Source organism: Micromonospora sp. NPDC005299, assembly GCF_042872345.1.
In the GTDB taxonomy this organism is placed as follows: Bacteria; Actinomycetota; Actinomycetes; order Mycobacteriales; family Micromonosporaceae; genus Micromonospora.
In genome coordinates, this window is the sequence record NZ_JBIAKG010000003.1 from 17,757 (window position 1) to 38,667 (window position 20,911).

The window sequence follows — 20,911 nt, forward strand, 5'->3', positions numbered from 1 at the left end:
GGAGGAATGTCCATGAGAGGAACACGTCCCTACCCGTGCTGGCGACGGTACGCCGGAAAGTGTTACGGCGCGGTCAGTTCGCGTACGTCCAGGCCACCCTCCGCGTACCGGGAACGCACCACCTTTTTGTCGAATTTGCCGACGCTGGTCTTCGGCACCGCGTCGATGAACGCCCAGCGCTCCGGCAACTGCCAGCGCGCCACCGACGTCGCCAGGAACTCCCGCAGCTCCTCGGCGGTGACCGAGGCGCCCTCCCGGACCACCACGGTCGCGAGGGGCCGCTCGTCCCAGCGCTCGTCCGGCACGCCCACCACGCACGCCTCCAGCACCGCCGGGTGCGCCATGAGGGCGTTCTCCAGCTCGACCGAGGAGATCCACTCCCCGCCCGACTTGATCACGTCCTTGGCCCGGTCGGTGAGGGTGATGTAGCCGTCCGGCGAGAGCATGCCGACGTCCCCGGTCCGCAGCCAGCCGTCGCGGAACTTCTCCTCGTCCGGGGTGTCGTCGCCGACGTACCGGGCGGTCACCCACGGCCCGCGGACCTCCAGCTCGCCCACGGACGTGCCGTCGGCGGGCAGCGGCTCGCCCAGCGGGCCGACGATCCGCGCGGCGACGCCGGCCGGCACCCGGCCCTGGCTGTAGCGGTAGCGCCACGCCGCCTCGCCGGTCGCGCCGGCCGGCGCCCGGGAGACCGAGCCCAGCGGCGACATCTCGGTCATGCCCCAGGCGTGGATGACCTCGATCCCGTGCCGGTCGTGGAAGGCGTGCATGAGCGACGGCGGGCAGGCCGAGCCGCCGACGATCACCTCCTGGAGCGACGAGGTGTCCACCTCGTGGCTGTCCAGGTAGGTCAGCAGGTCGGTCCAGATGGTCGGCACCGCGCCGGCCAGGGTGGGGCGCTCGGCGGCGATCATCGCGGCGATCGGCTCGGCCTGGAGGAACCGGTCCGGCATGATCAGCGACGCGCCGGAAAGGAAGGCCGCGTAGGGCAGGCCCCAGGACATCGCGTGGAACATCGGGACGATGGCCAACTCCCGGTCCTTCGGGCCGAGGCCGAAACCCTCCGGCATGCAGACCTGGAGCGAGTGCAGGTAGATCGAGCGGTGCGAGTAGGCGACGCCCTTGGGGTTGCCGGTGGTCCCGGAGGTGTAGCAGAGCGCGGCGGCATCGCGCTCGTCCACCTCGGGCCACTCGTAGGTGTCCGGCCGGTCGGCCAGCAGGGCGTCCCAGTGATGTACGGCGATGCGATCGCCCGCCGCGGCCACCAATGGGGCGGGGTCGCCGCCGCCGACCACCACCACGTGCCGCACCGTGGTCATCTCGCCGATCACCCGGGCCAGCAGCGGGATCAGCGTGGTGTCGACCAGCACCACCCGGTCCTCGGCGTGGTTGGCGATGTAGGCGACCTGGTCCGGGAACAGCCGGAGGTTGAGGGTGTGCAGCACCGCGCCCATGCTCGGCACCGCGAAGTAGGCCACCAGGTGCTCGTTGTTGTTCCACATGAAGGTGGCGACCCGCTCGTCGCCGGTCACGCCGCACTCGTCGCGCAGCGCGTGGGCCAGCCGGGCGGCAGTCCTGCCGACCTCGGCGTACGTCATCCGACGGGGCTCGGCGCCGGTCCAGGTGACGACCTCCGCCGTGCCGTGCACGGTGGAGCCGTGTTCGAGGATCCGGGCGACCTGGAGGGGGGCGTCCATCATCGTGCTACGCATGGGTAACAACGTAGTGTCGCCGGTCACACGTACGGAACCCCCGGAACGGCCGAGCCCGATCGGGGAAGCTGCGTAGATTGTCCCGGTGAGCATCTCGTGGGCCGACTCGTACGTGGGGCAGCTCCGGGCCTTGGCCGGTGACCGCACCCTGATGTTCGTCGGCGCCCGCGCCGTGGTCCGGGACAACGCCGCCCGGGTGCTGCTGATCCAGCGCTCGGACAACGGCCAGTGGGCGCTGCCGGCCGGCGCCATGGAGCTGGGCGAGTCGATCGCCGACTGCGCCGTCCGGGAGGTCCGCGAGGAGACCGGGCTGCGCGCCCTGCGGGTCTGCGCGTTCGCCCTCTACACCGGCCCCGACTTCACCAACACCAACATGTACGGCCACACCTACCAGGTCTTCACCTCGGCGTTCCGGGTCGAGGAGTGGGACGGCGAGCTGGCCCGGGTGACCGACGAGACGATCGACGCGGGGTTCTTCCACCGGGGGGAGCTGCCCGCCCCGCTCTCCGGCAGCGTCCTCGAGACCCTCGCCGACCTGGACGTCTTCGAGCAGACCAACCGCCTCATCCTCAAGTGACGGCCCCGGCCGCCACCGGCCGCTCGTCCGGGGCGGCCCCGGTGTGGCCGCCCGGCCGGGCGCCGGACCGTTCCGCGCCGATCCCGGCCACCACCACGAAGGCGATGCCGGCCACCGCGCCGACGCCCGGCACCTGACCCAGCGCGACCAGGCCGACGACCAGGGCGATGGCGGGCTCCAGGCTCATCAGCGTGCCGAACGCGGCGGTGGTGAGCCGGCGCAGCGCCAGCAGTTCCAGCACGAACGGGACGACGGGCAGCAGCACGGCCAGCCCCAGACCGGCCAGGAGCACCGGCCAGGTCAGGTCACCGAACACCGACGGACCGACCACCACGGTGGCGACCACGGCGGCCACCGGCATGGAGACCGCCAGGCCGCGGATGCCCGAGACCTCATCGCCCACCCGCTGGGTGAGCAGGATGTACGCGGCCCAGCAGGCGCCCGCCCCGAGCGCGTACGCCACCCCGACCGGGTCCGCCCCACCGTGCCACGGCTCGGTGAGCAGCAGCACGCCGACCGCCGCGAGCGCCGGCCAGAGCTTGGCGCCGCCCCGACCGCGCGCCACGGCCACGCCCAGCGGCCCGAGGAACTCCAGCGCGCTGGCCGTACCCAGGGGCAGCCGGGCCACCGCCGCCATGAACAGCATGGTGACCCCGGCCGTCACCACGCCGAGCGCCAGGCAGGCCCGCAGTGCGGAGCGGGTGAAGGCCGACGGGCGGGGGCGGACCACGACCGCCAGCAGCACCCCGGCCCAGGCCAGCCGCAGCCAGGCGGCGCCCTCGGGGCCGACCCGGTCGAAGAGCCCCACCGAGGCGGCCAGCCCGAGCTGGACGCAGGTCATGGAGGCGACCGCCATGGCGGTGCCGGCGCGGGCCGGAGTCGCGGTGCTCATGCGGACAGTAGAACCGCTCCGGACCGCTCACGTCCACGTGCCATTCCTGGACGAATCATTCGGCAATCGTGAACAATCGCCGCCATGGACCTGCGTCGCCTCCGCCTGCTGCGGGAACTGGCCCGGCTCGGCTCGATGCGCCAGGTCGCCGACGAGCTGCACGTCACCACGTCGACGGTGTCGCAGCAGCTCGCCGTGCTGGCCCGGGAGGTGGGCACCGAACTGGTCGAGCCGCACGGCCGCCGCGTCCGGCTCACCCCGGCCGGGCGCCGGCTGGCCGAACACGCCGTGACGATCCTCGCCGCGGTCGACGCGGCCCGGCTCGACCTGGACGCGCGTGCCGAGCCGACCGGCACCGTACGCGTCGCCGGCTTCGCCATCGCCATCCGGCGCTCGCTGCTGCCGCTCACCGCCCGGCTGGCGGTGGACCACCCGCGGGTGCGCCTCCGCATCCACGAGCACGAGCCGGCCGAGGCGTACGCGGCGCTCGCCGCCGACGACGTCGACCTCGCGCTGACCTACGACTACAACCTGGCCCCGCTCTCGCCGGACCCCGCGTTGGACGCGACGCCGCTGTGGTCGGCGGCCTGGCAGCTCGGGGTGCCGGCCGGCGCGACGTCCGGCCCGGCGGCGGACGCACCGGCGGTCTTCGACCGGTTCCGCGAGGCGGACTGGATCGTCAACTCGCGCAACACGGCCGACGAGGTGGTGGTCCGGACCATCGCCTCGATGGCGGGCTTCGAGCCCCGGATCGTGCACCGGGCCGACAGCCTCGACCTGGTCCAGGACCTCATCGTCGCGGGACTCGGCGTCGGTCTGCTCCCCGGCGACCAGCCCACCGCGCCCGGCGTCCGCCTGCTGCCGCTGACCGGACCGCAGGCCCTGCTGCGCGCCTACGCCCTGACCCGCCGCGGCCGGGCGGCCTGGCCGCCGCTGGCGCTCATCCTCGACCTGCTCACCGCCGGGCCGCCGGACACCCGGTGACCCACGACCGCGCCCGCCCGCACGGGCGGCCGGTCAGAGCATCGTCTGGGACTTGGACTCCATGTCGGCGGCGGCCTCCTCCTTCGACTCCTTGGTGAGGGGCTTGCCGCCGGGGGCGGCCGCCTGGCCGCCGAGCGGGTCCGCGCCGCCGGTCGAGCCCTGCGGACCGGCGCCGCGCAGCTGCTCGTTCGGCATCAACAGGGTGACCAGCACGGCCAGGATGGCGATCAGCCCGGTGGTCAGGAAGACCAGGTGCAGCGACTCGACGAACGAGGCCTGGATGGCGGCCCGCACCGGCCCGGGCAGCGCCAGGACGGTCGCCGGGTCGTTGATCGAGACGTTGGCGCCGCCGCTCGCCGCCACGGCCGCCCGCTGGTCCGGCGGGAGCTGGGCGATCGCCGCCGGCAGCCGGCCGGCCAGCTCGCCGGTGAGCCGGGACGACAGCACCGCGCCGAGGATGGCCACGCCGAACGAGCCGCCCAGCGAGCGGAAGAACGTCGCCGACGAGGTGCCCGCGCCCAGGTCACGCGGGTCGACCGCGTTCTGCACGGCCAGGATCAGCGACTGCATGCACAGGCCCAGCCCGACGCCGATCACCACCATGTAGCCGAAGGCCGCCCAGAGCGAGGTGGCCACCTGCAGCTGCCGGAACAGCAGCATGCCGGCGACCAGCACGGCGGCGCCGGCCACCGGGAACCACTTGTACCGGCCGATCCGGCTCATCGCCCGCCCGGTGATGATCGAGGTGAAGATGATGCCGGCCATCATCGGCAGCATCAGCAGGCCGCTGCGGGTCGGCGAGGCGCCCTTGACGATCTGGAGGTAGAGCGGGATGAAGATGATCGACCCGAACATCACCAGACCGAGCACGAAGCCCGCCGAGTTGGCCAGCGCGAAGGTGGCGCTGCGGAACAGCCGCAGCGGCAGGATCGGCTCGCGTACCCGGGCCTCCTGGAGCACGAAGAGCGCGCCGAGCACCGCCCCGGCCACGAACAGCCCCATGATCACGCCGGAGCCCCAGGCGTACTCGTTGCCGCCCCAACTCAGCGCGAGCAGCAGGCAGCTCACCCCGGCGACCAGCAGCCCGGCGCCGATCCAGTCGACGGTGTGCTCCCGGCGCTGGAACGGGACCAGCCGCATGACGTGGTAGCAGACCACGATGGCGAGAATCGCCAGCGGCACGTTGATGTAGAAGATCCACCGCCAGTTGGTCTCCGCGAAGTAGCCGCCGACCAGCGGGCCGGCGACCGAGGAGATGCCGAAGACCGCGCCGAACAGGCCCTGGTAGCGGCCACGTTCCCGGGGTGGGACCACGTCCGAGATGATGGTGAACGCCAGCGTCAGCAGACCGCCCGCGCCGATACCCTGCACACCCCGGGTGACGATCAGCTGGGTCATGTTCTGCGACAGGCCGGCCAGCAGCGAACCGAGCAGGAACGTGCCGATCGAGAAGAGGAAGACCGGGCGGCGCCCGTAGAGGTCGGCCATCTTGCCGTACAGCGGCGTCGAGGCCGTGGAGGCGAGCAGGTACGCGGTGACCACCCACGAGTAGTGGTTGATCCCGCCCAGCTCGCCGACGATGGTGGGCAACGCGGTGCCGACGATGGTCTGGTCGAGCGCCGCCAGCAGCATGCCGGTCATCAGGCCGAGCATCAGCAGGCGGATCTGGCGGGCGTGCAGCACGGGACGAGCGGCCTGGGCTGTCATCCCGCTTCCTTTCCCACCGAGGGCGGAACATGCCCCCGGTGGGAGAAGAAGTCAGTGCTTCCCCTCGGCGAACTCCTCGACGATTTTGTCGCAGAAGGCCGGCAGGTCGTCCGGCTTGCGGCTGCTCACCAGGCCGTTGTCGGTGACGACCTCCTGGTCCACCCAGTTCGCGCCGGCGTTGGTGAGGTCGGTGCGCAGGCTCGGCCAGGAGGTGATCGTGCGGCCGCGCACCACGTCCGCCTCGACCAGCGTCCACGGCCCGTGGCAGATCACGCCGACCGGCTTGCCGGCCTCGAAGAACGACTTCACGAAGCGCACCGCGTCGGGGTCGGTCCGCAGGAAGTCGGGGTTCGCCACGCCGCCGGGCAGCACCAGCGCGTCGTACGCCCCCGCGTCCGCCTCCTTGGTCGTCACGTCGACCGGGTACTGCTTGCCGTGGTCGAGGTGGTTGAAGGCCTGGATCGAACCGGACTCGATCGAGACCAGCTCGACCCGGGCGCCGGCGCTCTCCACCGCCTCGCGGGGCTTGGTGTACTCGACCTCCTCGACGCCGTCGGCGGCCAGGAACGCGATGCGCTTGCCCTGCAGTGTCGCTGCCATGGTGGTTCTCCTCTCCGGGGTGTGCCTGCACCCGTTCCCGGGCGGGACCGGCCGAAACCGGACGCCGGGGGTGGCGTGGGGCGCAGGTTTGGCCGGTCCCGCTCGGGGGACCCGAAGGGGCATGGCAGGAGCAGCAGCGGAAGAGCGCCGGCTCGCCACCGTCGTGGCCGGTTGGCAGGGGCGTCCCGTGCTGGTCGTCGGCGATGCCATGCTCGACGAGTGGCGGTTCGCGGAGTCGGAGCGGCTCTGCCGGGAGGCGCCCGCACCGGTCCTCACGCTGCGTCGCCGGATCTCCGCCGCCGGCGGGGCGGCGAACACCGCGGTCAACGTGGCCGCGCTCGGCGGCCGGGCCGCCCTGGTCGCCCCGGTCGGCGCCGACGTGGCGGGTGACGAGCTGCACGACTGCCTCGACCGGGCCGGCGTCTGGGACCGCACGGTCAACCACCCCGGCCGCCCCACACCGGTGAAGCGGCGGATGCTCGCCGGGAACCAGATCCTGCTCCGCGAGGACTCCGGCGACCCGGACGACGCGCTCGACGACGACGGGGTGGCCCGTCTGCTGACCGCGCTGCACTGCGCCACCGAGGAGCTGCGGGCGGCGGCCGCCGGGCAGCCGCTCACCCTGGTCGTCTGCGACTACGGCCTGGGCGCGCTGCCCTCGGCGGTGCGCGCCTGGCTGATCGCCAACCGGGACCGGTACGCCACCGTGGCGCTCGACGCGCACGACCTGGCCGACTGGCGCGGCCTCAACCCGACCGTGGTGACCCCGAGCTTCGCCGAGGCGACCCGGCTGCTGGCCCGGGCGGCTGCCGGCTTCGGCGGTGGGCACCGGAGCGCGGCGCGCGGCGCGACCGCCGGTGACCTGCACCTCGACCACCTGGCCGACCCGGCCGACGGCCCCTCCGAGCTGGTCGTCGGCGCGGCGCCGGGTGGGGCCGGTGAACGGGAGCCCGGCAGCCCGCATCCGACCTCCGGCGCGCCGGGGACCGGGCGCGCCGGCGGAGCCCTGGACCCAGGCATGGCCGAGCACGGCGGCGGGGTCGCCGGCCCGACCGGCGAGCCGACGCCCGGTGAGGAGCGGGTCGCGCTGACCGGGGACGGGCTCAGCGTCACCGGCACCGGCGTGACCGTCAACGCGGCGGCCGGCGCGGGCGTGGACCGGGCGGTGCTGGCCCAGTCCCGCCTGGACGAGCTGCGCGAGCACACCGGCGCCGACGTCGTTGCGGTGACCCTGGACACCGAGGGCGCGGTGGTCGGCGGCGCCGACGGCGAACCGCGGCGCAGCCACAGCACGCCGGTCCCGGCCAGCCACGCGGTGGGGGCCGGGGACGCGTACCTGGCGGCGATGACCCTGGCGCTGGCGGCGGAGGCGAGCCTGCCGACCGCCGCGCAGCTCGCCCAGCTCGCCGCGACGATCACCGTCGGCGACACCGGCACCTGCGTGTGCCGCCGGGAGGACCTGCTCGACGCGCTGGGCAGCGGGCGGGAGGAGATCGGGCGCCCGACCCAGGTGGGCGCCGACGAGCTGACCGCGATCGTCGCGGAGCACCGCCGGGCCGGCCGGTCGATCGTCTTCACCAACGGCTGCTTCGACGTGCTGCACCCCGGGCACGTCCGCTACCTGACCCAGGCCCGCGCGCTCGGCGACCTGCTGGTCGTGGCGGTCAACTCCGACGGCAGCGTACGCCGGCTCAAGGGCCCGGACCGGCCGGTCAACCCGGTCGAGGACCGCACCGCCCTGCTCGCCGCGCTGGAGTGCGTCGACCACGTGGTGGTCTTCGAGGAGGACTCCCCGGCGAAGCTGATCGAGGCGGTCCGCCCGGACGTCTACGTCAAGGGCGGCGACTACCCGCCCGAGATGGTCCCGGAGGCCCCGCTGGTCCGCCGGCTCGGCGGCCAGGTGCGCACCCTCGGGTACGTGCCGGACCGCTCCACCTCGGCGATCATCGACCGGATCCGGGCGCACCCGGTGATCCCGCCGGTGGGCGAGGGCAGGCCGGCGTGAACCGACCGCTCGACCCCGGCGCGCCCGACGGGTTCCGCCGCCCCCGGCAGCTCGACGTGCTGATCCCCACCCGCAACCGCCCCGCCGAACTGGCGGTCACCCTCTCCGGGCTGGCCGCGCAGGAGGGCATACCGGACTTCGGGGTGGTGGTGAGCGACCAGTCCGACGGCGAGCCCGCGTACGCGCACCCGGCGGCGGCCACCATGGTCCGGGCGCTGCGCCACCGGGGGCACCCGGTGCTGCTGACCCGGCGGCTGCCCCGGCGCGGGCTGGCCGAGCACCGGGCCTACCTGCTGGACCGGTCGGCGGCCCGGTACGTGCTCTGCCTCGACGACGACGTCTGGCTGGAGCCCGGCACGCTGGCCCGGCTGGCCACCGCCATCCGGGAGCTGGGCTGCGGGTTCGTCGGCAACGCCGTGCACGGCCTCTCCTACGCCGACGACGTGCGCCCGGAGACGCACGGGCACTACGAGGAGTGGCCGGGGCGCCCGGTGCCCGAGCGGATCCGCCCCGGCACCCCGGAGTGGCAGCGGGCGTCCATCCACCCGGCGGCGAACCTGCTGCACATCACCGAGAAGCTGCGGCTGCCGGCCGGGGCGTGGCGCGCGTACAAGGTGTCCTGGATCGGCGGGTGCGTGCTCTACGACCGGGCCAAGCTGGTCGACTCCGGCGGCTTCGACTTCTGGCGCCGGCTGCCCGAGCGGCACCAGGGCGAGGACGTCGCCGCGCAGCTCGCGGTGCTGGAGCGGCACGGCGGCGCCGGCGTGCTGCCCAGCGGGGCCTACCACCTGGAGTCGCCGACCACGGTCACCGAGCGGGAGGTGGAGGCGTGGGAGGTCGTGGCCTACGAGCCCGACACCCCGCAGCCGGCCTGATACTCACTCCGCAGCAGGTCGCGGGCCGCCTCGACCACCTCGGCCACCGGCACGTCGGCCACGAACGAGTCGCGGTGCGGGCACACCCCGCCGCCCGGTCGGTGCGGATAGATGTCCCGCGTGCAGTCGACGCCGCAGACTGGGCAGCGGATGGTCCACGAGGCGATCGGCCGGTGCCGGACGCGCAGCGGAGTCGCCCCGTTGATCAGGTTGCCGATCCAGTAGACGCCGACCGTCGGCGCGCCCACCGCGGCGGCCAGGTGCAGCGGGCCGGTGTCGTTGGAGACCACCAGCGCGCAGCCCGCGTACGCGGCGGCCAGCCCGCCCAGGCTGAGCGTGCCGACCTGCGGGCGGACCGGCACGCCCGCCGCGGCGACCACCTCGTCCACCGTCTCCCGCTCGGCGGGGGTGCCGGTGACCAGCACCTCGTACCCGTCGCCGGCCAGCGCCCGGGCCACCTCCCCGAACCGCTCCGGCGGCCAGCGCCGCCGGCTGTCGGTGGCCCCCGGGTGCAGCGCCACCCGGGGCCGGGTCGGCTCGCCGAGCACCGCGCCGGCTTCGGCCCGGTCGGCGTCGGTCACCGCCAGCGCCGGGGTGATCGTCACCGCCTCCGCCCCGACCAGGGCCACCGCCTCCAGGTAGCGGATCACCTCGTGCTGGTAGTAGATGTACCGGATCCAGCGGTCCAGCGGCGGCGCGTCCTCGGCCCGCAGGCCGGCGGTGACCCGGGCGCCCAGCCCGGCCATGATCGGATTGGAGTTGGCGCCCCCACCGTGCAGTTGCAGGGCCAGGTCGAACCGCTCCGTGCGGGCCGCCGCCACGAAGTCCGCCAGGTCGGACGCCGGCTCGTCCGGGCCGGGTTCGCGGATGCCGGGCGCCGGCGGGACCACCAGGACCCGGTCCACCGGGCCGGGGCGGTCGCGCCAGAACGTCGCGTGCCACGGCGCGCCGAGCAGCACGATCTCCGCCGACGGGTACGCGGCCCGCAGCGCCTCCAGCGCCGGCAGCACGAAGATGAAGTCGCCGAGCGCGTTCGCCCGCAGCACGGCGATCCGCTCGACGTCGGGGACGCGCTCGCCGACCGGGCCGAGCACCGACGACGGCTCCAGGTCGCGGCGCGGCGACAGACGCGCCGCGCTGGCGTCGTCGGACGGCGGCTCCAGGTCGCGGCGCGGCGACAGACGCGCCGAGCTGGAGTCGTCGGACAGGGTGGTCACGCGACCCCTACGGCCGGTCGATCTCGTCGGCCGTGGTGTCCGGGTGGTGCAGCTCCCGGTCGGCGGCCGGGTCGACGAAGCTCCGCGTACCCCCGGAGGTCGCGTGCGGGCCGGTCCGGCCGACGGTGATGGTGCGCGGCGCGGGCCGGGCCGCCCGGGGCAGCCGCACCCGGAGCAGGCCGTGGTCCATCACCGCGTCGATCCGCTCCGGGTCCACCCGGGACGGCAGGTCCACCCGGTATTCGAAGCCCCGGGTGGTGAACCCGCCCGGGATGCCCTGATCGGCGTTGACCTCGGCCTCCGACCGGGCCCGCACGCACAGCTCCCGGTCGTCCAGCTCGACGGCCACCTCCTCGGGTGCCACGCCGGGCAGCCGGACGACCACCTCCCAGCCATCGGCGATCTCGGTCAGCTCCACGTCCGGGCTGCCGGCGCGGCCACCGACCAGCCGGCTCAGCTCGGCACGCAGTGACTGCAGCTCACCCATCGGGTCCCAGCCCTGCTGTCGACCCCGCCAGCCCCGCCCGCCACCACTCTGTTCCGTCATCGCACGTCTCCGATCCGCTGGGTCGCCGAAGGGGGTCGCAGCGAGCTGGGGGCGTTCAGGTCGTGCTCCGGGTCGACGCCCACACCCAGCCGGTCCACCAGTTCGCCGCCCAGCCAGGCGCTGACGCCGAGGATGGCCACGGCGACCACCTCGATGGCGATCAGGGCACCGCCGGCGGCCCGGGAGTCGGCGTTGAGCCGGACCACCCAGACCGCGGCGAAGAGCAGGATCACCGCGACGTTGGCGGCGGCGTGGGTGAGCCCGACCCGCTTGGCGCGGGTGCCGGTGGGCAGGGCGAGCAGGTCGAAGGCCCCGGCCGCCGCGGCCAGCAGGCCGCCGACCAGGCCGACCGTGATGTTCCAGTACGCGACCTCCCCGAGGAAGTCCGGCCCGCCCACGGTGTCGATCACGTCGAAGATCAACGCGGTCACCAGGAGGGCCACGGGGAACATCACCAGCATCGGATGCACGGGATGGCCGAGCACCTTCAGTCGGCTCTCCATCTCCGCCTCCACCGATCGCGTCCGGGCGCGCTGCGGCTCAGTCCGTACCCGCGGGCTCCGGGGGCAAACCTCGCCGTCGACGCGCTCTCCTAGGCTGACGATGGCGGAAACCGGCCGTTCGCGGGCCGGAATCGCCGTCAAGGTCAACGGACGGGGGAGGCAGACGTGACGACACGGGAGATCACCAGCCCGGAGGAACTGGCGGAGCTGCTGGGCGCGCCGACGCCGCGGGCGCGGGACAAGGAGCGCACGGTGCTGCACCAGCGGGACCGGGAATGGCTGGCCGCCTCGCCGTTCTGCCTGGTCGCCACGGCCGGCGCGGACGGCAGCTGCGACGTCTCCCCGAAGGGCGACCCGGCCGGCTTCACCCTGGTGCTGGACGAGACCACCATCGCCATCCCCGAGCGGCCGGGCAACCGGCGGGCTGACGGCTACCGCAACATCCTGGCCAACCCCCACGTCGGGCTGATCTTCCTGATCCCCGGTCGCACCGACACGCTGCGGATCAACGGCCGGGCCCGGCTGGTGACCGACGCGCCGTACTTCGCCGACATGGTGGTCAAGGGACACCGGCCGGTGCTCGCCGTCGAGGTGGCCGTCGAGCAGATCTTCTACCACTGCGCGAAGGCGTTCCTCCGCTCCGAGCTGTGGCGGCCGGAGACCTGGCAGCCCGACGCGCTGCCCACCCGCGCCCGGCTGGTCAAGGAGGTCGAGGCGCCGACGTCGGACCTCGCCGACCTGGAACGCCACTACGGCCCGGACTACGTCAAGACCATCTACGCCTGACCGCGCCCGGCCGCCACGGCCCTGCCGGTGCGGCGGCGATCAGTTCGACGGCGAGAAGCGCGCCGGCACGCCGATGTCCGACAACGCCCGAGCGAGGTGCGGGGCCGTGGTCTTGACGTAGGCCGCGCCGATGTGCGAGCCGCCGCGGTAGATGAGGACGTTGCCGAACACCACCGGACACTTCTCGGTCGGGCAGATGGCGTCGAACAGGTCGATCATCTTGACCTCGGGCATCCCCGCCACCGCCTTCCGCTGCATCAGGAAGGCGGGGTCCTGCTCGTGGCGCTCGCGGTCGAAGGCACAGGCCGAGAGGTGCTTCCGGTTCTTGTCGGCGCACTGCACGATCGCCGGGCCGGGATGGGGGTTGTTGGCGAGGACGACGACCTTCACTCCCGCGGAGTCCAGCGCCTTCCACGAGGACCGCACGCCCGCGATCATCGCGTCGACCGACTCCTTGCCCGCGGCGTCGAGGGCGCTCCCCGCCGACTGCGAGGTGACGACGTAGTCGGGACGTTCCTCGGCCAGCCTGCGCAGCAGCGTCCTGTTCCACTCCATGCAGTCGGTGTAGGGCTTGTGGGAACCATCGCCCTTGAGCACACGGGCGCTGGTGAACGGGCACGCCGCCTTGGCGGCGATCACCAGCTTCCAGTCGTTCTGCGCGGCAAGCACCTGGAACGCCGGCAGCCACTGGTCCATCTTGGAGTCGCCCACGAGGGCGACGGTGGTGGCCCCGTCCGGGTTGCCGTAGGTGCAGGACAGGACCTCGGCCCCGACGACCTGCTGGAAGCACTTGTCCCGGTTGGTGTCGGGCACATCCATGAATCCCTGCGTGAGTTTCAGGGGATCCGGCGCGATGAAGTCGAACCGCTCCGGGACCGGGCCGATCGGGGCGGTGCCGGGCGTGGTCGCCAGCAGCGCGGCGCCGGGCGCGTACCTGTCTCCGCTCGGCGTCGCGGCGGCCGCCCACGCGCCGGTCAGGACCAGGGCGAGGCCGGCGCAGATCCCGGCCATCGTGAAGTTGCCACCGAGGCTCAACGCGAGACGCGGCGACGTCGAGATCGCCCGCGAGTAGCGCAGTGGGTTCTCCACGAGCCGGAAGGTGATCCAGGCGGGGACCACCGAGGCGAGCGCCACCGCCAGGCCGCGCTTCAACGACAGATCGCCCCAGTACGCGCCGGCCACGATGAGCATCGGCCAGTGCCACAGGTACAGGGAGTACGACAGGTCACCGACCCAGCGGAACGGGCGCGTGCCGAGCACCAGCACCGGACCGCGGGAGCCCGCCGCGGCTCCGGCCGCGATCACCGCGGCGGCGCCGAGCGTGGGCAGCGCGGCCGCGTACCCGGGCCACGCCGTCGCCGCGGTCACCAGCAGCGCCGCTGTCACGATCGCGGCGAGACCGAGCCACCCGAGGATGACGGCCAGCGCCCGTGGCATGCGCGCGGCGCTGGTCGCGATCAGGGCGATGCCCGCCCCGATCGCCAGCTCCCACAACCGCGTCGTGGAGACGAAGAACGCCCGCTCCGAGGAGGTCGCCGTCTCCACGATCGACCAGACGAACGACGGCACCGCCAGGATCGCGAGACCGACCCACAGGACGGGCCGCACATTCGACCGCCGGAGCCTCCTCGCCGCGAGGATCGCGAGGATGATCAGCAGGGGCCAGACCAGGTAGAACTGCTCCTCGACGGCCAGCGACCAGAAGTGCTGGACCGGCGAGGGCGGAGCGTCCGCGGCCAGGTAGTCGACCGCGCGGTCGGCGAATCGCCAGTTCACCACGTAGATCGCCGCGGCGGCGATGTCGCCGCCGATCTCCTGCCACTGCCCCCGGGGGACGAACAGCCGGACCGCCACGGCGGTGGCCGCCAGCACTACCGTCGCGGCGGGCAGGATCCGCTTGGCCCGCCGCGCGTAGAACCCCAGCAACGAGACGCGGCCGGTGCGCTCGATCTCGGTCAGGAGCTGCCCGGTGATGAGGAAACCGGAGATCACGAAGAAGACGTCGACCCCGACGAAGCCACCCGGAAGGAACGGCAGCCCGGCGTGGTACAGCAGCACCAGCCCGACGGCCACGGCGCGAAGCCCGGCGACATCGCCCCGGAAGCGACTCGGCGAGGGCTCCCGGCGCGGCTCGGGTCCGGTTGCGGCGCCCGGCGACGTGCCGGATTCCGCCGGGACGGCCGACTTCTCGATGTGGGAGCTTCCCCGGGCGGGAACTGTCGTCAACTCCGGGGAAGTCATCACGATCCTCAAGCTTGGGGGCTCCGGCCTCGGAACGATAGCGGCTCGTCAGGTGGGTGGGCAATCGTGACTGCCCAGGTCAGCCTCACCTGCCGCACCGTCCATGCCGCACCCGGTCGCCGGCCGTTTGGGGGCTGAAGGTCGACGCTCCGACGGGAAGCAGAGCAACTTCTTCCGGCTGAAGAGCCCGGACCGCGAGGACGGCTGACAGCCCACCAACTCCGATAGGCCGGGTCGGCGCGCCGACCCGGGCCTTTCGGTTCGATTGGGCCGCATCCCCTGGGGTACGGATTCCGGTGCAGACCACTGAACGACAAGGAGTGCTCATGGTCACGAAGGTCGAGAAGTCCATCGAAGTCGACGTGCCGGTCAGCACCGCGTACAACCAGTGGACCCAGTTCGAGGAGTTCCCCCGGTTCATGGGTGGCGTGCAGGAGGTGCGCCAGCTCGACGACCGGCGGATGCACTGGGTCGCCGAGATCGCAGGCGTGAAGCGCGAGTGGGAAGCCAAGGTCCTGGAGCAGGTGCCGGACCGCACGGTCGCCTGGGCCGCCACCAGCGGCGCCACCAACGCCGGCGCCGTCCACTTCCGGCCGATCGGCACCGACCGCACCCAGGTCCGGCTCTGTATGGAGTACGAGCCGGAGGGGCTGGTCGAGAAGGCCGGCGACAAGTTGCACCTCGTGGAGAAGCGGGCCGAGGCCGACCTGGAGAAGTTCAAGGCGTACATCGAGGGCCGGGGCGCGGAGACGGGCGCCTGGCGCGGCACCATCGACGAGGGCCGTACCCTCGGCACGCCCGGCGTGGAGCACGCCGCGGCCTCGCGCGGCGACGACGGCAAGGCCGGCGTCTCGGCCACGGCGGTGGCGGCCGGCGCGGTCGCCGCGGGCGCGGCGGCAGCAGCGGCCGCCGCGGCGGCCAAGCACCGCGCGGAGACCGACGAGGAGCCCGGCTCGGAGCCCGAGACGAAGTACGTGGTGACGGACGTCCCCGCGCAGCGGACCGAGGCCTTCCCGCCCGACCCGGCTGACCCGCGCCGCACCCTGTAGACCTGTCACCTCCCTGCCGGAGCGAGCCCGGTGGACCGGCCCCCGCGCCGTGCCCGCCGGGCTCGCTTCGTGTGGCGCGTATCCTTGCCGCCCGTGACCGACCTCGGACCACGCCCACCGGAGATCACCGTTGCCACCCCGGCGGACCGCTTGCGGGTGGTCGACTCGCTGGTCGCCGCCTTCGCCGCAGACCCCGTCCTGACCCACCTCTTCCCCGACCCGGCCAGCTACCCCCGGCACGCCGCCGCCTTCTTCGGGCACCTCTTCGACAAGCGCGTGGGGCGGGAAACCATCTGGACGATCGGCGGGGGCGCCTCGGTGGCGATCTGGGAGCCACCCACCCCGTCGGAGCCGGGGCCGACCGACCCGCTGGCCGCCCACCTGCCCGCCGACGTCCTGGCCCGGGTGCGCGCCTACGACGAGGCCGTGCACGCCGCGCTGCCCGCCGGCCCGTTCTGGTACCTCGGCGTGCTCGGCACCCATCCCGGCAGCGCCGGCCGGCGCTGGGGCCACGCCGTCATGCGGGCCGGGCTGCGCCGGGCCGCGGCGGACGGGCTGCCGGCGGTGCTGGAGACCAGCAACCCGGCCAACGTCGAGCTCTACCGGCGGGCCAGCTGGCACGTGGTACGCGAGGTTGCCGAACCGCTGCCGACCTGGATCATGCAACAGCCGGCCTGACCACCCGGTCAGACGGCACAGCGAGTTCCTCACCGGCACGTGGCTCGCGCTGGCCGGGACGCTGGTGCTGGCCGCCGCCGTCTCGACCCTGACGGCGACACCGCAGCTTCCGGCGGCCGCCCGCCCGACCCCGGCGGAGCCGGCGCCGGTCGCCGAGGCCATCGCGATCAATCCGCCGACTCCCGCAGCTCCGCCCTCGATTTCCGCACCCGGTCCACACTGGACCGCCCGCCCGGCGCTGGTTCCCTGGTGGCGGCGCCCCTGGCCGGTGATCGGCGTGGCGGCTTCCGTCGCCGGAGTGGCCATCGTCGGAACGGTAATCTGGTACGCGGTTCAGGCGCGCGTCGAACAGGACCGCGACCTCGGCGCGCTGGTGGTGGCGGGCCCCGCCCGAATCGACGCCCACCACGCCGGCCGCAGTCGACGATCGCGTCGACATCACCCGGATCCTGCCGCTCGGCGAGGACTTCCGGTCCCTGATGCTCGTCGCGGAGGTACGCAACACCGTGCAACACGCCGCCGGCGCGGCGTGGACCCGACCGGACTCCGCCTCGGTGACGGTCACCCTGCTCCAATTCGACTCGGTGTCGGCGGCCGACCAGTTCCAGCAGTCCTACGTCGATCTCCAGCCGCCGACTCGCGGCCTCGGCGACCTGGTGGAGATCCCCGACGTGCCGGGCGCGATGGCCTTCACCGGCGAGGACCAGAGCGAGGTACGTGCGGTCGCGCACCGGGACAAGATCGTCGTGCTCGTCACCGTGGCCGGCGGACCGCCGGACGCCGTCACCACCATCGAGTCGCTGGTCCGCGAGCAGTACGGCCGACTCTGATCCCCGCGCCTGATGGAATCGAACCGTCGACCTACGCATTACGAGATCAAATTGCCAGCGCCGGCTACCTGGGAACATGGCCGTCTAGCTGCGGCAAGGCCTCTCGACATCTCGCACCGCTCCCCCGTCCTCCGCCGGCCCCTTGCGGACTGGTTGCGGACCGCTCGCATGCCAGATCGGGACCCTGCGCAGCCGCACGCTGGCCGACCTGGATATGGGGGCCGTGCGGGCGCTATAGCCCGATGTTGCTCTTCGGGCCCATGTATGACCCGGCGTTTGGCCACCCGGCCCGGGCCAACTTCACGAACCGCTCGTCGAACCCCAGCGACGGCAGGTCCGTCAGCTTGACGAACTCGACCGCACGGATCGGCCGGGTGTCTGCCCCGGCCTTGACCGCCCCCAGCTTGCCGCCCAGCCGGCGGCACCGAAAGGTGAGGTGAACGACCTGCGCCTTCACGACATCGCACACGTACAGCAGGTCCCCGACCCGGATCTCCAGACCGGTCTCCTCCCGCACTTCGCGCTCCAGCGCCTCCTCGATCGTCTCCCCGGGCTCCACCTTGCCGCCGGGCAGCGACCACGACCGGTCACCTTCGGTGTCCTGGTCCAGCAGCAGAATCTCGTCTTCCTCGATCACGATCGCGGTGACGCGAACATTCATCGCCACCGGCAGACCGTAACAATCCCAGACGGTCGAAGGGCACCGTCAGTTTGGAAGGACGAAGATCATGGCCGATGAGTTCCTGGTGGGCCAGGTCAAGGCACGCATAGCCTGACCGTTCATGCCCGGTGGTGAACCCATCCGGGGTACCGGCTACTGGCACGTGAGTGGCACGACGGGTCTGGCGAACCACGAACCTTGGTCCTCGGCGAGCGCGTGCGTCAGATAGCGCGTGTGGTGCTCCGGAAGCTGCGGTAGGGCGTCAAGTTCAAACCATGCCACCTGGATCGACTCGTCGTCGTTGACCCTCGCCGCGCCGCTGGTGGCCCTGCAACAGAAGACGACGTTCAGCCAGTACACCTGGTCGCCGTTGGCCGCGACGGAGAGATCTAGCGCCTCCACGCTGACCAGTCGTTCGACCGTCGCTGACACGCCGGTTTCCTCGCGCACCTCCCGGGCGGCTCCCGCCGCGGGCTGCTCGCCCGGCTCCAGGCATCCGGTGACCAAGGCCCATCTGCTGTTGTCGGATCGGCGGACCAGCAGGAGACGGCCCTGTGCGTCAAAGACGATGGCCGTCGCACCGTGTAGCGGCAACGGGTCGTGACCGATCTTCGATCGCAGTGCCAGGACGAACTCGGGGACAGGCATGGCGGCGACCCTAGCCAGGTCTACGTCACCACGCTGTCCCCATCCCTCGGATAGGTGCCGACAACTGCGGCGCCCGGTCGGGGTCAAGGGTGGCCGAAGGCCATCGGCGTGCCGACGCGCAGCGCCCTTGAGGTCGGGCGGGTGGCGTAGAGGATGGGGCACCTGGGGGATGGATCACGCCCTGGTCCTCGTCGTCATCGAACCGCGGGCGGTGCCCACGTGACTCAGGGGCAAGCAGCTCTGCTGCGCGGCAGCGATCGCCCCGCCGTCAACGGCCAGCAACCCCGATGGCGATCGTCCCGCCTCAGCCTCTCGTTCATGGCTCCTTGAAGCGTGGCCGGCCGGCCCGGCCGATGCCGGCCGCAGGTCGCCAGCAGGCCGGGGCCGGGCCGGCGCGGCCCGCTTGCGGGCCGCCTTGATGCTGCGAGACGGAATCAGGCACCACCCAATGTTTCGGCAACTGCCACGGCCGAGGAGGGAGCAGCATGAAGGCCCGGACCATCGAACCGCTGTGGACGGCTGAGGACGTGTCGACCTTCCTCGGCGTTCCGGTGAGCACCCTCTATCAGTGGCGATACCGCCGAATCGGGCCGCGTGCGTCTCGGGTCGGTCGTCACCTGCGCTACGACCCGGCCGATGTGCGGGCCTGGCTCGTCAAGCAGGCGGGGTAGCCGGTGAGCGTCGAGAAGCGGCCCAATCGGAAGTGGCGGGCTCGGGTCCGGGACGCGTCCGGGAAGGAGGTCGCTCGGCACTTCGACCGGAAGTCGGACGCGGAGCGGTGGGAGGCGTCTGCCAAGGCGGCCATCACGCGGGGCGACTGGATCGACCCCGCTCGGGCGCGGGTGACCGTGGGTGCCTGGGCGGCGCAGTGGATGGCGGCTCAGGTGCAGCTCAAGCCGTCGACCCGTGCCCGGTACGAGTTGGCGTTACGGCGGCAGATCCTTCCGACGTGGGAGGACATCCCGCTTTCGGCAGTCTCGTACGCGGAGGTAGCGGCCTGGGTGCAGCGGCTCACCGCCTCCGGCCTCGCCCCGGCAACGGTCCGGTACGCGCACCGGGTGCTGTCGCTGGCCCTGGCGCATGCCGTGCGGGACGGCCGGATGTCCCGGAATCCGGCAGATGGCGTTCGGCTACCTCGGGTCGTGCGGGAGGAACCGGTGTTCCTTGACCACGACCAGGTGGCGAGCTCGCGGAGGCGTGCGGGCGGTACGGGCTGCTGGTGCGGTTCCTGGCTTACACCGGGCTGCGGTGGGGTGAGGCGTCGGCGTTGCGGGTGTCGCGGCTGGATCTGCTGCGGCGGCGGGTGACGGTGGCGGTGGCGTTCGCGGAGGTCGGCGGGGAGCTGGTCGAGGGCACACCGAAGAACCATCAGCGCCGGTCGGTGCCGATTCCGCGGTTCCTCGTCGACGAGCTGGCCGCCCACGTCGCCAGCAAGCGTCGGGACGCGCTGGTGTTCACCGCTCCGAACGGCGGGCCGCTGCGTAACACCAACTTCCGGTCCCGGGTCTTCGCACCGGCTGCGGCGTCGGTCGGGCTGGCTGGGCTAACTCCGCACGACCTGCGGCACACGGCGGCGAGTCTGGCCGTGGCGGCGGGTGCCAACGTCAAGGCGGTGCAGCGGATGCTCGGGCACGCCTCGGCGTCGATGACCTTGGACGTGTACGCGGGGCTCTTCGGTGACGACCTGGACGCGGTCGCCAACCGGCTGGACGAGGCGGTCGCGGCGCGGGATGCGGACTATTTGCGGACTGGCACCGCCAGCGGCGGCGTTGTCGACCTCGGGAAACGGCGAAGCCCAGGTCGTTGACCTGGGCTTCTGTACCGAGCCGCCTGACGGAATCGAACCGTCGACCTACGCATTACGAGCGTGTTGGATGGGACTGACCTTCTCTGAATGTCCCTGCTCAGAGCCCTGATGTGAGCCCGGTTCAGGGCCAGTCAGAGAAGGTCAGTACACCGTCCTGTACACATTCCACAGATTACTCCGAGTGATTTAGCTGGTCGAGCCGGTGCCGAAGCCGCGCGTGTCGCGTCCGTCGCGGCGGAAGTCGCCGAGCTGGATGACCTCTCCCCCGGGCTCGTCGCCGGCGGCGAAGCCCTCCCACCACGCGTCGCGGCGGTGCTTCTGCACGACGTACTGCGTTCCCAGGTAACTGGTAGCGGCCATGGCCAGGAGGCCGGCCCCGATGTAGTAGGGCATGCGGTTGGCGGGGATGCCGGAGAAGACGAAGCTCCCAACGAAGGTGACGGACCAGATGCCGATGGTGATGCCCGCGGAAAGCCAGGTGGCGCCCAGCAGCATCTTGGTCGGGGGTTTCGGGGCGGTGCTCATGTGCTGATTCAACTCCGATCGTCGGTTGGGACGGGTTGATCGGAGGCGGGTGTTTCGCGGGCCGCCT

21 protein-coding genes and 1 pseudogene are annotated in these 20,911 nt (G+C 72.7%); 11 read left to right on the forward strand and 11 right to left on the reverse strand.

Annotation, left to right across the window (positions count from 1 at the left end; genetic code table 11):
• Window positions 1-62: 62 nt before the first annotated feature.
• Window positions 63-1,697: a fatty acid--CoA ligase gene (locus ACFYPD_RS09225; protein ID WP_387112297.1), complete on the reverse strand. Its 1,635-nt coding sequence runs from the start codon at window positions 1,695-1,697 to the stop codon at window positions 63-65.
• A 100-nt stretch (window positions 1,698-1,797) separates the two neighbouring features.
• Here ACFYPD_RS09225 and ACFYPD_RS09230 point away from each other — a divergent pair, with 100 nt between their 5' ends.
• Complete coding sequence (locus ACFYPD_RS09230; protein WP_387110665.1) at window positions 1,798-2,289, forward strand: NUDIX domain-containing protein; 492 nt, start codon at window positions 1,798-1,800, stop codon at window positions 2,287-2,289.
• Here the strand turns inward: ACFYPD_RS09230 and ACFYPD_RS09235 are convergent.
• On the reverse strand, window positions 2,282-3,181 hold the full coding sequence (locus ACFYPD_RS09235; RefSeq protein ID WP_387110667.1) for a DMT family transporter: 900 nt from the start codon (window positions 3,179-3,181) through the stop codon (window positions 2,282-2,284). The two genes, ACFYPD_RS09230 and ACFYPD_RS09235, sit on opposite strands and share 8 nt — an antisense overlap.
• Window positions 3,182-3,265: 84 nt before the next feature.
• On the opposite strand from ACFYPD_RS09235, the gene ACFYPD_RS09240 reads away from it, so the two are divergent.
• Window positions 3,266-4,165 carry a LysR family transcriptional regulator gene (locus ACFYPD_RS09240; protein ID WP_387110668.1) on the forward strand — a complete coding sequence of 300 codons (900 nt, stop codon included), beginning with the start codon at window positions 3,266-3,268 and terminating at the stop codon, window positions 4,163-4,165.
• 33 nt (window positions 4,166-4,198) lie between these two features.
• Here the strand turns inward: ACFYPD_RS09240 and ACFYPD_RS09245 are convergent, their stop codons facing one another.
• Together ACFYPD_RS09245 and ACFYPD_RS09250 are read right to left on the reverse strand one after the other, a co-directional pair.
• Window positions 4,199-5,872, reverse strand: coding sequence for an MDR family MFS transporter (locus tag ACFYPD_RS09245; protein ID WP_387110670.1), 1,674 nt, complete (start codon window positions 5,870-5,872; stop codon window positions 4,199-4,201).
• A 51-nt stretch (window positions 5,873-5,923) separates the two neighbouring features.
• Window positions 5,924-6,472 (reverse strand): type 1 glutamine amidotransferase domain-containing protein, encoded by a 549-nt coding sequence (locus tag ACFYPD_RS09250; protein WP_387110672.1) that lies wholly within the window; start codon window positions 6,470-6,472, stop codon window positions 5,924-5,926.
• 121 nt (window positions 6,473-6,593) lie between these two features.
• Here ACFYPD_RS09250 and rfaE2 point away from each other — a divergent pair, with 121 nt between their 5' ends.
• A complete protein-coding gene (rfaE2, locus tag ACFYPD_RS09255) occupies window positions 6,594-8,477 on the forward strand; it encodes a D-glycero-beta-D-manno-heptose 1-phosphate adenylyltransferase (RefSeq protein WP_387110673.1) in 1,884 nt (627 codons plus the stop codon).
• The gene (locus ACFYPD_RS09260; protein ID WP_387110675.1) at window positions 8,474-9,352 is read left to right on the forward strand and encodes a glycosyltransferase family A protein; all 879 of its coding nucleotides are present in this window, start codon (window positions 8,474-8,476) and stop codon (window positions 9,350-9,352) included. Before rfaE2 ends, ACFYPD_RS09260 begins: the two co-directional genes overlap by 4 nt.
• Here the strand turns inward: ACFYPD_RS09260 and ACFYPD_RS09265 are convergent.
• The 3 genes from ACFYPD_RS09265 to ACFYPD_RS09275 form a co-directional block, all read right to left on the reverse strand.
• Window positions 9,322-10,461 carry a glycosyltransferase family 9 protein gene (locus ACFYPD_RS09265; RefSeq protein WP_387112300.1) on the reverse strand — a complete coding sequence of 380 codons (1,140 nt, stop codon included), beginning with the start codon at window positions 10,459-10,461 and terminating at the stop codon, window positions 9,322-9,324. The genes ACFYPD_RS09260 and ACFYPD_RS09265 overlap by 31 nt on opposite strands.
• 115 nt (window positions 10,462-10,576) lie before the next feature.
• Window positions 10,577-11,116, reverse strand: coding sequence for an Hsp20/alpha crystallin family protein (locus tag ACFYPD_RS09270; RefSeq protein ID WP_387110677.1), 540 nt, complete (start codon window positions 11,114-11,116; stop codon window positions 10,577-10,579).
• Window positions 11,113-11,619: a DUF2231 domain-containing protein gene (locus ACFYPD_RS09275; RefSeq protein ID WP_387110679.1), complete on the reverse strand. Its 507-nt coding sequence runs from the start codon at window positions 11,617-11,619 to the stop codon at window positions 11,113-11,115. The genes ACFYPD_RS09270 and ACFYPD_RS09275 overlap by 4 nt, the downstream gene beginning before the upstream one ends.
• A 165-nt stretch (window positions 11,620-11,784) precedes the next feature.
• Between ACFYPD_RS09275 and ACFYPD_RS09280 the strand changes: the two genes are divergently transcribed.
• Window positions 11,785-12,405, forward strand: a complete 621-nt coding sequence (locus ACFYPD_RS09280) for a pyridoxamine 5'-phosphate oxidase family protein (protein ID WP_387110680.1) — start codon at window positions 11,785-11,787, stop codon at window positions 12,403-12,405.
• Window positions 12,406-12,444: 39 nt separating this feature from the next.
• Here the strand turns inward: ACFYPD_RS09280 and ACFYPD_RS09285 are convergent, their stop codons facing one another.
• The gene (locus ACFYPD_RS09285) at window positions 12,445-14,478 is read right to left on the reverse strand and encodes an acyltransferase family protein (protein WP_387110682.1); all 2,034 of its coding nucleotides are present in this window, start codon (window positions 14,476-14,478) and stop codon (window positions 12,445-12,447) included.
• Between the two features lie 494 nt (window positions 14,479-14,972).
• Between ACFYPD_RS09285 and ACFYPD_RS09290 the strand changes: the two are divergent.
• The 3 genes and pseudogenes from ACFYPD_RS09290 to ACFYPD_RS09300 all read left to right on the forward strand — a co-directional run.
• A pseudogene (locus ACFYPD_RS09290) lies at window positions 14,973-15,422 on the forward strand (SRPBCC family protein); the annotation flags it as partial.
• A gap of 366 nt (window positions 15,423-15,788) precedes the next feature.
• Window positions 15,789-16,373, forward strand: a complete 585-nt coding sequence (locus ACFYPD_RS09295; RefSeq protein WP_387110684.1) for a GNAT family N-acetyltransferase — start codon at window positions 15,789-15,791, stop codon at window positions 16,371-16,373.
• A gap of 479 nt (window positions 16,374-16,852) precedes the next feature.
• Window positions 16,853-17,203 (forward strand): hypothetical protein, encoded by a 351-nt coding sequence (locus ACFYPD_RS09300; protein WP_387110686.1) that lies wholly within the window; start codon window positions 16,853-16,855, stop codon window positions 17,201-17,203.
• Between the two features lie 232 nt (window positions 17,204-17,435).
• Here ACFYPD_RS09300 and ACFYPD_RS09305 read toward each other — a convergent pair whose 3' ends face one another.
• Entirely contained in the window at window positions 17,436-17,864 is a 429-nt protein-coding gene (locus tag ACFYPD_RS09305) for an NUDIX domain-containing protein (protein WP_387112303.1), read from the reverse strand.
• Between the two features lie 153 nt (window positions 17,865-18,017).
• The gene (locus tag ACFYPD_RS09310; RefSeq protein ID WP_387110687.1) at window positions 18,018-18,512 is read right to left on the reverse strand and encodes an NUDIX domain-containing protein; all 495 of its coding nucleotides are present in this window, start codon (window positions 18,510-18,512) and stop codon (window positions 18,018-18,020) included.
• 485 nt (window positions 18,513-18,997) lie between these two features.
• On the opposite strand from ACFYPD_RS09310, the gene ACFYPD_RS09315 reads away from it, so the two are divergent.
• The 3 genes from ACFYPD_RS09315 (at window position 18,998) to ACFYPD_RS09325 (ending at window position 20,319) form a co-directional block, all read left to right on the forward strand.
• A complete protein-coding gene (locus ACFYPD_RS09315; RefSeq protein WP_387110689.1) occupies window positions 18,998-19,183 on the forward strand; it encodes a helix-turn-helix transcriptional regulator in 186 nt (61 codons plus the stop codon).
• A gap of 177 nt (window positions 19,184-19,360) precedes the next feature.
• Window positions 19,361-19,819 (forward strand): tyrosine-type recombinase/integrase, encoded by a 459-nt coding sequence (locus ACFYPD_RS09320; protein ID WP_387112306.1) that lies wholly within the window; start codon window positions 19,361-19,363, stop codon window positions 19,817-19,819.
• Window positions 19,732-20,319, forward strand: coding sequence for a tyrosine-type recombinase/integrase (locus ACFYPD_RS09325; protein ID WP_387110690.1), 588 nt, complete (start codon window positions 19,732-19,734; stop codon window positions 20,317-20,319). The genes ACFYPD_RS09320 and ACFYPD_RS09325 overlap by 88 nt, the downstream gene beginning before the upstream one ends.
• A 186-nt stretch (window positions 20,320-20,505) precedes the next feature.
• Here ACFYPD_RS09325 and ACFYPD_RS09330 read toward each other — a convergent pair whose 3' ends face one another.
• Window positions 20,506-20,844, reverse strand: a complete 339-nt coding sequence (locus tag ACFYPD_RS09330) for a hypothetical protein (RefSeq protein WP_387110692.1) — start codon at window positions 20,842-20,844, stop codon at window positions 20,506-20,508.
• Window positions 20,845-20,911 lie beyond the last annotated feature (67 nt).